Origin of the sequence: Pantoea sp. S62, from assembly GCF_016658625.1 — a bacterium.
Lineage (GTDB): Bacteria > Pseudomonadota > Gammaproteobacteria > Enterobacterales > Enterobacteriaceae > Pantoea > Pantoea vagans.
This window is the reverse complement of sequence record NZ_JACVVI010000009.1, coordinates 185,718-200,416: the sequence shown is the minus strand read 5'-3', so window position 1 is coordinate 200,416 and position 14,699 is coordinate 185,718. Positions and strand designations below refer to the sequence as shown.

Sequence of the window (14,699 nt, the reverse complement as noted above, 5' to 3'; positions counted from 1 at the left end):
AACCGGACCAGTGCGGGGAACAACTGTTTTCATCAGGATGAGAATAAAAAACGTTTCCGGGGAGGCAAAGGATTGGGCTAAATCCGATGAAAAAGTTGCGGCGCGGCTTCCCTACGCAGACGACAGGGCCAGTAATCAGAAGAAATCTGGCAAAAAAAACTGCACCTTAATCAGTCGGATCTCCGACTTTTAGGGTGCAGTTGAGTATTAGCGAATTACAGCTTTTACAACGTCAACAGCAATCAGATATCGAACCGGTCCAGATTCATCACTTTGGTCCAGGCGGCGACAAAGTCTTTTACGAATTTTTCACGGGCGTCGCTGCTGGCATAGACTTCCGCCGAGGCGCGCAACACCGCATTGGAACCAAAAACCAGATCGGCGCGGGTGGCGGTGAAACGGGTTTCACCACTCACGCGATCGCGTCCGATGAATTTCTCATTGCTGCCATCAGTCGCTTTCCACTCGGTACGCATATCCAGCAGATTCACGAAGAAGTCTGTGTTCAGCGATCCCACATGGTGGGTGAAGATACCGTGCTGGCTGCCATCGAAATTAGCGCCCAGGGCACGCATCCCGCCCACCAGCACCGTTAACTCCGGCACGGTCAGGGTCAGCTGCTGCGCTTTATCGATCAGCAGGCTTTCGGTGGTGGTTTTGCCGAAGCCGGTGCCGTAGTTACGGAAACCATCCGCACGCGGTTTAAGCAGATCGAACGACTCAATGTCGGTCTGATCCTGACGCGCATCGACACGGCCCGGGGTAAAGGGTACGTCGATCGAGACGCCAGCCGCTTTCGCCGCCTGCTCAACACCGACAACACCCGCCAGCACGATCACATCCGCCAGTGAAGCCTTGTGGGCTTCGCGCTGAATGGCTTCCAGCGCTGGCAGGACGCGTGCTGCGACGGCATTGATGTCCCACTCACGCTGCGGCAGCAGTGCCAGTCGGGCACCGTTGGCACCACCACGCTTGTCGCCACCACGGAACGTTGATGCCGAAGCCCAGGCAACAGAGACCAGCTCGCTGACGCTGAGGCCGGATGCGGCAATCTTCTCTTTCAGCTGGGCGATGTCTGCCACGGTTGGGTGATAAACCGGTGCAGGCAGCGGATCCTGCCAGATCAGATCTTCCTGTGGCACTTCAGGTCCGATGTAGCGCGCTTTCGGTCCCATATCACGGTGCGTCAGCTTAAACCACGCACGCGCAAACGCTTCGTTGAACGCCTGCGGATCGTTGTGGAAACGACGCGAAATTTTTTCAAACTCCGGGTCAAAACGCAGCGTCAGGTCGGTGACCAGCATGGTCGGCTTGTGTTTCTTAGTGGAATCAAACGCATCCGGGATGATATCCGGCGCATCAGCTGCCACGAACTGAATGGCACCCGCCGGGCTGCGTGTCTGAACCCACTCATATTTGAACAGGTTCTCGAAGAAGTAGTTGCTCCACTGGGTCGGTGTCTGCGACCAGATCACTTCCAGGCCAGAGGTAATCGCATCTGCGCCGACGCCCGTGCCGTGGCTGTTAACCCAGCCCAGGCCCTGCGCTTCAATCGGTGCGGTTTCCGGATCGACACCTACGTGGCTGGCCGGTGCGGCACCGTGGGTTTTACCCAGCGTATGGCCACCCGCGATCAGTGCCACAATCTCTTCGTCGTTCATGCCCATGTTGCCAAAGGTGGCACGAATTGCCGGGGCAGCAGAGGCAGGATCGCCGCTGTGTTCCGGGCCTTCCGGGTTCACGTAGATCAGACCCATCTCGGTAGCACCCAGTGGCGACTGTGCCAGGGATTCCGGGTGACGGTGTTCCAGCCAGGCGGCTTCTTCGCCCCAGTTCACATCCATATCCGGTTCCCAGACATCGTCACGTCCTGCACCAAAGCCGAAAGTGCGGAAGCCGGAGTTTTCCAGCGCAACGTTACCCGCCAGGATGTAGAGGTCAGCCCAGGAGATTTTCTGACCATATTTCTGTTTAATCGGCCACAGCAGGCGGCGCGCTTTATCCAGGCTGACGTTGTCCGGCCAGGAGTTTAACGGCGCGAAGCGTTGCTGACCACGGCCTGAACCACCGCGTCCGTCTACGGAGCGATAGGTTCCGGCGCTGTGCCAGGCCATGCGGATGAACAGGCCGATATAGCTGCCCCAGTCAGCAGGCCACCAGGCCTGTGACTCGGTGAGCAACCCTTTAATGTCAGCTTTCAGCGCAGAGTAATCTAATTTGGCAAATTCTTTACGGTAGTCGAAGGATTCATCAAGCGGATTCGAACGGGATGAGTGCTGGTTCAGCAGGTCAACGCGGAGCTGGTTAGGCCACCAGTCGCGGTTGGTTGTGCCGCCACCCGGAGCCTGATTGGGCTGCGCTGGCTTGCCCGCATGAAAGGGGCATTTGCTTTCAGGCGCTTCGCGATCGGCTTCAACAATAGGCTTTGCATCTTTTGCATCTTCATCAATGGAATTGCTCATGGTCACACCTCTTTTTGTATTTTCATCGCTACTCTATAGAGGATTTTCAGGAACTCACACCTGTCTCATCCTATAAGATTGATAGCTTATCCCTTTGAATAAGGTTTGTTTCAACAGCTTCCAGCAATGGCGCAACGGATGTAGCTACCCGGAATCATCAACGAAGCGGCATCGATGCTCATCAGACTATTCCGGCACAACCGGTTACACAACCGTCTTATTCACTGCTGGCAGAGCAGCGGCCAGACCTGATATGGCCGCGGTCGCTGGCTAAACCGGTGTAGCTGCAGGGATGGACGGAACAGGTGCGAAGCAGAAACGGTAGAAATCCGAGAAGAGAAAATGATTAAAAAGCGTTAACGATTGCAGAGGTGAATGGCAGGTAACACCGCTTTATGAAGAAACAACAGAGCGCCCGGCTTACGCGGGCGCTCGACTTCAGACTTAACGCCAGCCGAGTTCCGGGGCGACGCACTTCAGAATCGCCTCAATCACATGGGCGTTGTAGGCGACACCAAGCTGATTAGGCACGGTCAGCAGCAGCGTGTCCGCTTCGGCAATCGCCTCATCCTGCGCCAGCTGCTTAATCAGTACTTCTGGCTCTGCGGCATAGCTGCGGCCAAAGATGGCGCGGGTTTTCTCATCCAGGAAACCAATGGAATCCTGATCGTTACCGCTGCGGCCAAAGTAGGCGCGGTCCATATCATTTACCAGCGCAAAGATGCTGCGACTGACGGAAACGCGTGGTGCATGCTGATGCCCCGCCGCTTTCCAGGCCTCGCGGTAGGCGCGGATCTGTTTCGCCTGCTGAATGTGGAACGGCTCGCCGGTCTCATCATCTTTCAGGGTTGAGCTTTGCAGGTTCATGCCCATTTTCGCCGCCCATTCTGCGGTAGCGTTGGAGCCGGATCCCCACCAGATACGGTCACGCAGCCCTTCCGAAAGCGGCTCAGGGCGCAGCAGACCTGGCGGATTCGGAAACATCGGCTGTGGATTCGGCTTAGCAAAGCCTTCGCCGCGCAGCACCTCCAGAAACTCTTCGGTATGGCGACGGCCCATATCCGCATCGCTTTCACCCGCTTTCGGTTCAAAGCCAAAGTAGCGCCAGCCATCGATCACCTGCTCAGGGGAACCGCGGCTCAGACCCAGCTGCAGACGACCGTTGGAAATGAGGTCTGCCGCGCTGGCGTCTTCCACCATGTAGAGCGGGTTTTCGTAGCGCATGTCGATGACACCGGTGCCGATCTCAATCGTTTTGGTGCGTGCTGCCACGGCAGCCAGCAACGGAAACGGCGAGCTGAGCTGGCGGGCAAAATGGTGGACACGGAAATAAGCGCCATCTGCGCCCAGCTCTTCGGCGGCGACCGCTAAGTCGATCGATTGCAGTAACACATCCTGCGCGGTGCGGGTGGCGGACTGCGACGAAGGCGTCCAGTGACCAAAGGATAAGAAGCCGATATTTTTCATCTGTATTTCTCCTGACAGGCGATAAACGCCTGTGGGCATGAGTCGATTTTTGATAGGGAAAGGTTACGCCCTCCGCGCCGCCACTGATAGTCAATATCTTTAAGCGCCATATTCAGGAATTTCGACATAGCTAAGCAGATTATCCACTTTGTCTTTGTCCGCGCTTTCTTTCACTCTCCAGACTCCCGCTTCTGCTGTCAGGTGAACGATGCACAACGGTTATCTCTCTTTACAGCAGCGCGCCTGGCTGAAACAGCGCGCGCGCAGCTGGCTCTGGCGCAGTGAACTGCCAACCTGGCTGCTGATGGCCGTGATTTACGGTGGCTGGTTCTCGGTGATGCTGAACTGGCAGACGCTGGGACGGCTGCCCGCTACCCTGCTGCTGATCGTTTTCACCACCTGGTATATGTCGCTGCAGCATGAGCTGATCCACGGTCATCCCACTCGCTGGCCGCGGGTGAATCAGCTGTTCGGCACCCTGCCGCTGGCGGTCTGGTATCCCTATGGGCTCTATCGCGACTCTCATCTGGCCCATCATCACAATCACACCCTGACCGAGCCGGACGAAGACCCGGAAACCTACTATTTTTCCGCTGCACGCTGGGCGCAGTTGCCGCGCTGGCAGCAGCGGCTGATTCATCTGCGCAACACGTTTCCGGGACGGTTGCTGCTTGGCCCGCTACTGGATATCGCGTCGACCGTTGGCGGGATGTGGCAGGCGTTGCGACGTGGTGATCGCTATGCGACGGGCATGTGGCTGCTGCATGGCGCGCTGCTGGCTCTGCTGTTTTACTGGATGGCGGAGCTCGGGTTTTCGCCGCTGTGGTATCTGCTGGCGGTAAGTTATCCGGCGCTGGCGCTGACCAAGATACGATCCTTTTACGAGCATCGTGCAGCGGACGACCCGCTGGCACGTTCGGTGAATAATGAAGCGGCCTGGCCCTGGCGCATACTGTTCCTGAATCTGAACTACCATTCAGTGCATCACGATCTGCCTGGCGTTCCCTGGTATGGCCTGCGCCCGCTCTATCTGCGCGACCGCGAGCATTACTATCAGCGCAACCACGGTTTTCGGGTGGCGGGCTATCGGGTCTGGCTGCGTCAGTTCTGGGCCAGACCGGTTAGCGTCAATGCCCATCCGGGCCGCTCAGGGGAGAAAACCCATGAATAATCTGCTCGCTTTGCCCATGTATGCCCTCCATCCGCCTGCCACGCGGGCATTGATGCAGGCTGTGGTTACGCTGCTGGCGCAGCATGACACCGACGCGCAGCCGGTCTGGCCTGATGATCTGCTGGCTCACTGGCGGGATGAGCGGTTGCTGCTGAGCCAGACCTGCGGCTATCCGCTGGTCAGCCAGTTACCAGCGGTTCAGCTGGTCGGCACCTTTCACTATCAGGCTTTGGGCTGCAGCGGGCGCGATTATCGCAGCTGGCTGGTGGCGCGGGATAAACAGGCGACGCTTGCCGATTTCAACGGTCAGCGGGCCGTGGCTAACAGCCCGGACTCGCAATCCGGCTATAACGCGCTGCGGTTTGTGGCGGCGCGTCAGGGCGTGACCTTTTCACAGCTGCTGCTGAGCGGCGGACACCGTCAGTCGCTGGCGGCGCTGCGTGATTCACAGGCAGATATCGCCGCTATCGACTGTGTGAGCTGGGCGCTGCTGGCGCGCTATGTGCCGGATGAACTGCGCGGCCTGCATATCATCGGTGAGACGCCCGCCGCACCCGGTTTGCCGCTGATCACGGCCGCCTCAACGTCAGCGGCCCGGCTGGCGACATTACGCACGGCGCTGCATCAGCTGGTAAGCGATCCCGCCTGGCGCGGCGTCTGCGACGACAATCTCATCAGTGGATTCAGCCCGGTGCAGCGAGACGATTATCAGGATGTGCTGGCGTGGGAACAGCAGGCCGCCGCGCTGGGCGTCACCCGGCTTTAACGCCGCATGCTGATTCGCCCTTCTGACTGGGAAAATCTGATTTTTCTGCATCCTCGCCTCACTGCTCACGCTTTCCCTGCCTGTTTTTTCACGCACCCCGATACGCTGCGCCGGAGGCTAACGCTGGTAAGCGCGCTCACGGCGTTCTAAGGTAAAGGTTTTCAGCAAAGGAAGAGTGGAATGCGGATTCTGATGGCAGGCGCCGGCGCGACCGGTGGATACTTTGGTGCACGACTGGCTCAGGCGGGTCAGGACGTGACTTTTCTGGTGCGTGAACGCCGTTATCAGCAGTTGCAAAACAATGGGCTGGTGTTGCAGACGCCGCAGGGCACCGAAAAGTTACAGCCGCAGCTGACGCAGGCCAGCACCCTGACAGGTCACTTTGATCTGATTATTGTGACGGTAAAAAGCTTTACCCTTGATCAGGTGATGGAGGACATTGCGCCGGCTGTCGGCCCGGACACGCTGATCATGCCAATTCTCAACGGAATGCGGCATATCGCAACGCTGCAACAGCGTTTCGGCGAAGATAAGGTGATTGGTGGCCTGTGCAAAATCAACGCCACGCTGGGTGATCAGGGCGACGTCATCCAGATGACGCCACTGCACCAGCTCTTATACGGTGCGCTGGACGGCAACAATGATGAACGGCTGCAGCGGGTTGATGCTGCGCTGCGCGACTGTCAGGTTGATACCCTGTTCAGCGATAACATTATGGATGAGCTGTGGGAAAAGTGGCTGCTGCTCAGCACCCTCGGCGCAGTCTGCTGCCTGGCACGCGGCGATACCCGGCAGATCCTCACCGCGCGCGGCGGCGAAGCGCTGCTTCAGGGGATCTTTACGGAGATCCTGTCTGTCATAACTGCCGAAGGCTATCAGCCGCGCCCGGCGGTGACGGCCCGCATTTTTGAACTGTTAAACAATCCCGCGACCCCGATGACCTCCTCAATGTACCGCGATCTCACCCAGGGTTATGATATTGAAGCCGATCAGATCATCGGCGACCTGCTGCTGCGGGCAAAACGAAACGGGCTTGCCACGCCGCTGCTGAATGCGGTGGATGTAAACCTGCAGGTCTATCTGCAGCAGCGTTAACAACCGGCAGCGTTAGCGGGTCGGCTGCCGCCACGTTTCCCGCTGGCGTGGCGGTAAACGTGTGGCTGGCAGCAGCAGTACAGCATGAAAATTTGTTACACTCGTCGCTTCATCTATTGGAGAGTTCAATGACTTCCCGCTCCGTGACCCTTGATGATGTCGCTCAACTGGCCGGCGTCTCATATCAAACCGTTTCACGTGTTTTAAATCGTTCTGAACAGGTGTCAGCCCGCACGCGGGAAAGGGTTGAGGCGGCGATGCAGCAGCTCAATTATGTGCCCAATCGGGTGGCGCAGCAGCTGGCGGGCAAAGCAACGCGCACGTTAGGTCTCGCGACCAGCGACCTGGCCCTGATGGCACCGGCGCAGATCGCCTCGGCGATTCAGCAGCGTGCTGCACGGGCGGGTTATCATCTGGTGATTGCGATGGACAGCGGCCACGATGCGGCCGCCACCGTGAATGAACTGCTGGCTCAGCGGGTTGATGGGCTGCTGATTAACCTGCCGCTGGATGCCGATGAAGCGCAGCAGATCCAGCTGCTGTGCGGCGGCAAGCCGGTGCTGTTTCTGGATGTCGAACCGCAGGCGGCGGTGGCGCAGTGTCAGTATCCCAATGAGTCCGGCGCACGTGCCGCCGTTGAACATCTGGTGGCGCTGGGGCATCGTCAGATTGGCCTGTTAAGCGGGCCGCTGCGCTCGGTGTCAGCCCGTCAGCGCGAAAACGCATGGCGTCAGGCGCTGGCCGATCATCAGCTAACGCCGCATTGCGCGCTGCGCGGTGACTGGAGCGCGCAATCGGGTTATCAGGCGCTGCTGACGCAGTTGCCCGATGACCTGCCGCAGGCGCTGCTGGTTGCCAACGATCAGATGGCGCTGGGTGCGATGCGGGCGCTGCATCAGTATGGTGTCGCCATTCCTGACGAGATCTCCGTGATTGGTTATGACGATACCGCCGAGAGCGCGTGGTATCAGCCGCCGCTGACCACGGTGCGGCAGGATTTACACTATCTTGGCGCACAGAGTGTTGAGCGGATGCTGGCGCGGCTTCAGGATGAAGAGGCACCAGACAACGCGCTGGAAACCATGCTGGTGATCCGTGAGACCACCGCCCCGCCCGCGGATGAGCGGGTCGATGTAGTGGCGCTCTCCCGTCAGCTACAGGAGATTGCCCGCAGGCTGGCGGGTAAATAATTCTGCGCTGAGACAGGCAATAAAAAACCCGCATCACCGACGTGAATGCGGGTTCGCATGGAACGCAAAACGCATAAGCGCCCTGTTCTTATGCTTTCGGGTGTTCGCCCACGCCCATCGCTTTGATTTTTTTCGACAGCTCGCGACGCTCTTTCGACAGGTCGGCGTTTTTGATGATGTACTCATCCACGCGGTCTTCATAATCCACACGCATGCTGGCGATGATTTCCTGAATAGCCTCAACGCTCATGCCGGGTTTGATATATTCGCTCAGGTTGTCGAGCAGCAGAACGCGCTTCTGGTTATCGCGGATTTTCTTCTCGTTATCGACAATTTCACGCTGCAGTTTGTTTTTGCGGCGGAACATACGCACGAACTCCAGTACGTCCTGAAATGACTGCTTGGCATTTTCCATGATGGCACCTTTCTTTAAGCCTGCTGACGCAGGGAGAGAGTCAAAACGATCAGCTTAGCGGCTAGCCCGCCAGGTAAGCAATTTTCACAGCTAAATTCAGACTGGCTCTTATCTTAGCGCAAAGAAACCCGGTTTCACATTAAGTCATTGTCTGAGGTGATTATTTGCGCAGCGCCATCCGCATCAGATCGGTCATGCGCTCCAGCTGTTTCGCCAGTTCCAGCGTCAGCCAGACGTAGCCATAGATTGGCGTCTCTTCCAGCCCGTCGCTGCCCGCTTCGGCGATCAGTCTGCGCAGTTCGCCGCTGATTTCGGTCAGCTCATGACTGTTGGCAATCACCTCTTCTGTTTCGCCCTCAATCGCCATTACCGAGAGCGCCCGTAGCGTGTTCTCTGTCATCTGCTGTGTGCGGCGGAGTGCAGGCGCGTTAAGCATTATCAGGTGACTCTCACGCGAGGCCCACCAGGCATTAATCTGCATCTCAATGGTGTAAACCATATTACGGTTTATTGTCTGAATCGCTTCAAGCACCGACTTCGGGATGCGGGTCTCTTTGCTCGACGGCTCCAGCAGCGCCCGCATCTTGATCACGCTGGTCAGCAATTTGCCCAGCGGCTTGTTGAGGCGTGGCTTTTCAACCAGGTTAGGCGAGAAACCGGCGTGATAGATTTTTGCCATGCCCGCCAGCGTGTCGGAGAGCTGAATCCGCCAGTGTGTATAGGCACGCTGCGCCCAGATCGCGGTAAACAGCAGCGCCATCAGCGATCCCAGAATCACATCTCCGCCGCGCCACAGCGCCACGGTGAAGTCGCCGGTTGGTGCCCCCACTACCACGCTCAGGGTAATCCCGATCAACAGTGCCATATAGGGATGTTTGCCCAGCGTCAGGTAGCCGCTGATTACCATGATGATGCCGCACCAGGCCAGCATCACCGGCATGGAGATCAGCTCCAGCTTCAGGGCAATCAGTCCGGAAATCGACCCCGCCACCGTGCCGCAGATGCGCTGCAGGGCGCGCGGAAAAACATTTCCCCAGGTGGAAATGGGCCCCATCACCACCACCAGCGTGATCAGCGGCCAGGTGCCTTCCGGAATACCGGTCGCCCGGACAAAGATGAAGCAGAGTAAAAAGGCGATGGCAATGCGCACGCCGTGGACGGATCGGTAATGGCGATAAAACCAGAACTCCAGTTTCGAGATGGGCTTGTCAGGACGCAAAGTGACTTTCCGGTTACGGGAACATGATGGGGCTATCTTAACCCTGAACGCGGCTCGGGCTTAGCACGGGCCGGATATTTCAAAACAGTTTTGACGTTCGCTTACAATTATCAACATCCGACTCACATACCTGACCGGAAGTCATGAACAACTGAATACGGCTTTTTAACCTTTCTCATGAATCAGTAACAGGCTCAGGGTGTAAATGTGAAAACGGGCAGCCCGCAGGCTGCCCGTTTCTGTACTGCCCGGCGATTAATCAGAATTTCTGTTTAAGATAGTCCGTCAGACGGGTAATCACACCTGCTGGCTCTACCGCACTCAGCGCCACCAGCGGATAGTGAGCAATCTGCTGATCTTTATCCATCACCTGAATTTCTCCAATCACTTCATTGGCTTTCAGCGGCGCTTCCAGATCTTTGCGATCGATGACGTACTTCGCCTTCACGTTCTGCACTTCACTGCGCGGCAGTGACAGATAGACATCTTCTGCCGTTCCCACTTCTACCTGATGCGGATTGCCGTACCAGACGTTTTCGCTGCCAATCTTCTTACCGGCATGGAACAGCTGAACGGTATCAAAGGTGTTCTGACCCCAGACCAGCAGTTTACGCGCCTGCTCTTCGCGGCCTTTCGGGCTTTTACCGCCCATCACGACGGCGATCAGCCGATGTTTACCCACTACATTTGACGCGATGATGTTAAAGCCAGCGGTTTCCGTGTGACCGGTTTTCAGCCCATCAACGTGCAGGTTGTTATCCCACAGCAGGCCATTACGGTTGTTCTGAGTAATGCCGTTCCAGCTCAGGGTTTTCTCACTGTACATGGCATAAAAGTCAGGCTCACCATCGATAATCGCGCGTGACAGCTTCGCCATATCCAGCGCGCTGGAGTACTGACCCGGCGCATCCAGACCATGAACGGTCTCAAAGTGGGTATTCTGCAGGCCGAGCTTCTCAACATAATGATTCATCATGCCAACGAAGTTCGCTTCGCTGCCGGCCACGTAATCCGCCAGTGCAACACAGGCGTCATTGCCGGAATCGATAATCACGCCGCGGCTTAGATCCCGGACGCTCAGCTTATCGCCTGGCTTCAGGAACATCAGTGAGGAGCCTTTAAATACCGGATTTCCCGCCGCCCAGGCATCTTTGCCGACCGTGACCATGTCGTCACGGCTGATTTTCTTCTGGTCGATAGCGCGGTCGACTACGTAGCCGGTCATCAGTTTGGTCAGGCTGGCAGGATTGCGGCGTTCATCGGGATTGCCCGCGGTCAGCACCTGCCCGGTGGTGGCATCCATCAAAACCCAGGAAGCCGCATCAATCGCCGGAGGCGTCACAGGAAAGGGAATCGCATCAGCCTGTGCCAGCGAGGCCCAAAAAACAGTAGCGGTAACGGTGAACAACAGACGCCTTTTCAACACTTCATCCTTAATTGCACGGGAGAGAAAATTTCTAAAACGAAACGGAAACAGCCGCACGTTGTACGGCAAAAGCGTTGTGAAGGTTTGAATAAATTGAAAAAAAGTATGAACTGGCAATGACCGGATGAACCGGGTAAGTGAATCCGTCCGTCGGCTGACCGCGACAGAAAAGATGCGGTGCAGGTTTGAGGCCACGAAAAGGCCTGAAAGTGGCATACAGACGTAGTGAGAAAATGTGCAACGGCCCCCGGTTCTGGACATCCGCCAAAACGGGCGGCTGAGTCTGTTGCGGCGGTCGCCAATGGCTGGTTGTCAAAAAGAGTTATCAGGCAGGCTTTACCCTTAACTTCAGACGCGCAGGAATATGGTTTACCATACGTGACGAGCGCCAGCCGCAGCCATGAGCCGCTATAATGGCACTGTACGGCTGAACCCTGCGCCCGCGCATCAGACATAACGATCACATCTCATCCTGCTGCGCGCAGAAAGTTACAGAGCGAGCAGAGCCGATTCAGCACGCTCTGTTCATAAAGTCAGTGAACGCAATGAACGGATATGAAATTTGAATAACGACCGCGTACAGCCCACTTTTCTGTTCCACGATTACGAGACCTTCGGCACCAGCCCCTCTCGTGACCGGCCCGCCCAGTTCGCCGGCCTGCGCACCGACGGTGAGTTCAATCCTGTTGGCGAGCCAGAAGTGTTCTATTGCCGTCCGCCTGATGACTATCTGCCACAGCCCGAAGCGGTGATGATTACCGGCATTACCCCGCAGATAGCGATGAGCCGCGGCGTAATCGAAGCAGAGTTTGCCGAACGCATTCATAAGCTGTTCACCACCGAACAAACCTGCGTGGTCGGCTACAACAACGTGCGTTTCGATGATGAAGTGACGCGTAATATCTTCTATCGCAACTTTTACGATCCTTACGGCTGGGCCTGGCAAAACGGCAACTCACGCTGGGACCTGCTCGATGTGATGCGTGCCTGCTATGCGCTGAGGCCCGACGGAATCAACTGGCCGGAAAATGAAGAAGGCTTTCCGAGCTTCCGGCTGGAGCATCTGACCAAAGCCAACGGCGTGGCCCATGAAAATGCGCACGATGCGATGTCCGATGTTTACGCCACGCTGGCGATGGCGAAGCTGGTAAAAGAGAAGCAGCCAAAACTGTTTGATTTTTTGTTTACCCACCGTAACAAAAACAAGCTGATGAACCTGATCGACATCCCGCAGATGAAACCGCTGGTCCATGTCTCCGGCATGTTTGGCGCGGCGCGCGGCAACACCAGCTGGATTGTGCCACTGGCCTGGCATCCCGATAACCGTAATGCGCTGATCGTGGTGGATCTGGCAGGCGATATGTCGCCGCTGCTGCAACTGGATGCCGATACCCTGCGTGAGCGTCTTTACACGCCGAAAAACGACCTGGGCGATCTGCCTGCGGTGCCGGTTAAACTGGTACATATCAACAAGTGTCCGGTGCTGGCACCTGCCAGTACGCTGCGTCCGGAAGATGCGGCCCGGCTGGGCATTGATCGTCAGCACTGCCTGGCGAATCTGGCGCTGCTGCGTCAGCAGCCTGACGTGCGGGAAAAACTGGTCACGCTGTTTGCCGAAGCCGAGCCGTTTACGCCGTCAGACGACGTGGATACGCAGCTCTATGATGGGTTCTTCAGTGATGCCGACCGTGCCGGAATGAATATTATCCGCCAGACCGCGCCCGCCAATCTGCCTGCGCTGGACCTGAGCTTTGAGAGTGCGAGGGTGGCGAAACTGCTGTTCCGCTACCGGGCGCGTAACTTCCCCGGCACGCTGGATGATGCCGAGCAGCAGCGCTGGTTGCAGCATCGCCGTGAAGTATTGAATAGTGATCGGGTGCAGGCATTTATGCAGGAGCTGGAGGGACTGGCTAATCTGCATGAAGCGGATGCAGAAAAGGTTGGGCAGCTCAAAGCGCTCTATCTTTATGCGCAGGAACTGGTCTCCTGAACCAATATGAAAGCCTGACCCTGCCGGGTCAGGCTTTCCTGTCTTGCTGAATCAGAGCACCGTCCACGCCAGCCAGGTCAGCACAAAACCGCTTAATCCCATTATCGTCGTCAGCACCGTCCAGGTGCGTAAACCGTCGGCCACGGAAAGCCCCAGATAGCGCGTCACTACCCAGAATCCCGCATCATTGACGTGTGACAACCCCAGCCCGCCGAAACAGGCTGCCAGCGTCACCAGTACCCGTTGCATATCCGTTACGCCGGTCACCGCCTGCGTCAGCAGACCGCTGGTGGTCAGGATGGCTACCGTGGCGGACCCCTGTGAGGCGCGCAGCGCCAGCGACAGGATAAAGGCAGCCGGCACCAGCGGCAGATGCAGCGTTTCCAGCGTGACCGCCAGCGCTTTACCTACCCCTGACTCCACCAGCACTTTGCCAAATGCCCCACCCGCACCGGCCACCAGAATTACGCTGGCAGAGGTGGGAATGGCCCGACCGGTGAGATCTTCCAGCTTATCTTTGCTCCAGCCACGCCGCACGCCCAGCAGCCAGGCCGCCAGTCCTAAGGCAATCAGCAGGGCAATCGGCGGCGTGCCGATCACGGTCATAACATTTCGCAGCAGACTGCCTTCCGCCAGCAGGGTATGGGACAGCGTTCCCAGCACGATCAATACAATCGGGACCACAATCAGACCGCTGATAGTCAGCGCGCCAGGCGGGGCCGGTTCATTTTTCTTTTCCTGCCCCTCTGGCTTCGCCATCTGCAACTGTTCCAGCACGTCGACCGACAGATGGTAATGGCGACGGTTCATCACTTTCGCCACGTAGTAGCCAATGATCCCGACCGGCACAGAAATCGCGATACCCAGCATCATCAGCCAGCCCATATCGGTGTGCAGGATTCCGGCCGCCGCCGCCGCACCCGGATGGGTTGGCAGCGCCACGTGCACCGTCAGCATCACGCCCGCCATCGGCAGGCCAAACTTCAGGGGTGAGACCCGCGCCACCTTAGTGAAGCCATAAATCAACGGGATGACGATGATAAAGCCCACTTCGAAAAAGACCGGAATGCCCAGGATAAAGGCTGCCATGGTCAATGCCGCAACGGTTCGCTTCAGCCCCAGCGTTTTACTGAAGCGTTGCGCCAGTGATTCAGCCCCGCCGGAGGCTTCAATAATTGCCCCAAGCATGGCACCCAGCACGATGATGATAGTGATGTGACCGAGCAGCCCACCCATCCCGGTGATAATCGTCTCCATGATTTTTTCAGCCGGAATGCCGGTCGCAATCGCCACCAGCAGGCTGACAATCAGCAGGGCGACAAACGGATGAACTTTGGCTTTGATGACCAGCAGCAGCAGGATCACGATGCTGGCGGTCGCTATGGCTAACAGCAGTGCGGTGGACATAGTAAACCTCAGAAATTGTTATATTTTTTTGGGTTTCAGGCGTACAGAAATAGCAGGTGCAGAGTCAGAAAAAGGGCAAGTCGCTCCCGAC

General features: G+C 57.3%; 11 protein-coding genes. 5 read left to right on the top strand and 6 right to left on the bottom strand.

Annotation, left to right across the window (positions count from 1 at the left end; all coding sequences use genetic code 11):
* Positions 1–242: 242 nt before the first annotated feature.
* Both katG and IBT54_RS14760 read right to left on the bottom strand, forming a co-directional pair.
* Complete coding sequence (katG, locus tag IBT54_RS14765; RefSeq protein WP_033783611.1) at positions 243–2,462, bottom strand: catalase/peroxidase HPI; 2,220 nt, start codon at positions 2,460–2,462, stop codon at positions 243–245.
* Between the two features lie 444 nt (positions 2,463–2,906).
* Positions 2,907–3,929: an LLM class flavin-dependent oxidoreductase gene (locus IBT54_RS14760; protein WP_201252377.1), complete on the bottom strand. Its 1,023-nt coding sequence runs from the start codon at positions 3,927–3,929 to the stop codon at positions 2,907–2,909.
* 208 nt (positions 3,930–4,137) lie between these two features.
* Here IBT54_RS14760 and IBT54_RS14755 point away from each other — a divergent pair, with 208 nt between their 5' ends.
* The 4 genes from IBT54_RS14755 (at position 4,138) to IBT54_RS14740 (ending at position 8,151) form a co-directional block, all read left to right on the top strand.
* Complete coding sequence (locus IBT54_RS14755) at positions 4,138–5,100, top strand: fatty acid desaturase (protein WP_201252376.1); 963 nt, start codon at positions 4,138–4,140, stop codon at positions 5,098–5,100.
* A complete protein-coding gene (locus tag IBT54_RS14750) occupies positions 5,093–5,866 on the top strand; it encodes a phosphate/phosphite/phosphonate ABC transporter substrate-binding protein (protein WP_201252375.1) in 774 nt (257 codons plus the stop codon). The genes IBT54_RS14755 and IBT54_RS14750 overlap by 8 nt, the downstream gene beginning before the upstream one ends.
* 180 nt (positions 5,867–6,046) lie before the next feature.
* On the top strand, positions 6,047–6,961 hold the full coding sequence (locus IBT54_RS14745) for a ketopantoate reductase family protein (RefSeq protein ID WP_013358418.1): 915 nt from the start codon (positions 6,047–6,049) through the stop codon (positions 6,959–6,961).
* Positions 6,962–7,089: 128 nt separating this feature from the next.
* Positions 7,090–8,151, top strand: coding sequence for a LacI family DNA-binding transcriptional regulator (locus tag IBT54_RS14740; RefSeq protein ID WP_201252374.1), 1,062 nt, complete (start codon positions 7,090–7,092; stop codon positions 8,149–8,151).
* An 88-nt stretch (positions 8,152–8,239) separates the two neighbouring features.
* Here the strand turns inward: IBT54_RS14740 and tmaR are convergent, their stop codons facing one another.
* The 3 genes from tmaR to dacD form a co-directional block, all read right to left on the bottom strand.
* Positions 8,240–8,566, bottom strand: a complete 327-nt coding sequence (gene tmaR / locus IBT54_RS14735; protein WP_004571340.1) for a PTS system regulator TmaR — start codon at positions 8,564–8,566, stop codon at positions 8,240–8,242.
* Between the two features lie 160 nt (positions 8,567–8,726).
* A complete protein-coding gene (locus IBT54_RS14730; protein WP_033733196.1) occupies positions 8,727–9,785 on the bottom strand; it encodes an FUSC family protein in 1,059 nt (352 codons plus the stop codon).
* Between the two features lie 259 nt (positions 9,786–10,044).
* Positions 10,045–11,208 (bottom strand): serine-type D-Ala-D-Ala carboxypeptidase DacD, encoded by a 1,164-nt coding sequence (gene dacD / locus IBT54_RS14725; RefSeq protein WP_179291158.1) that lies wholly within the window; start codon positions 11,206–11,208, stop codon positions 10,045–10,047.
* Between the two features lie 565 nt (positions 11,209–11,773).
* Between dacD and sbcB the strand changes: the two genes are divergently transcribed.
* On the top strand, positions 11,774–13,201 hold the full coding sequence (gene sbcB, locus IBT54_RS14720) for an exodeoxyribonuclease I (protein ID WP_033783616.1): 1,428 nt from the start codon (positions 11,774–11,776) through the stop codon (positions 13,199–13,201).
* Between the two features lie 51 nt (positions 13,202–13,252).
* Here the strand turns inward: sbcB and IBT54_RS14715 are convergent, their stop codons facing one another.
* Entirely contained in the window at positions 13,253–14,608 is a 1,356-nt protein-coding gene (locus tag IBT54_RS14715) for a GntP family transporter (protein ID WP_201252373.1), read from the bottom strand.
* Positions 14,609–14,699: the final 91 nt, after the last annotated feature.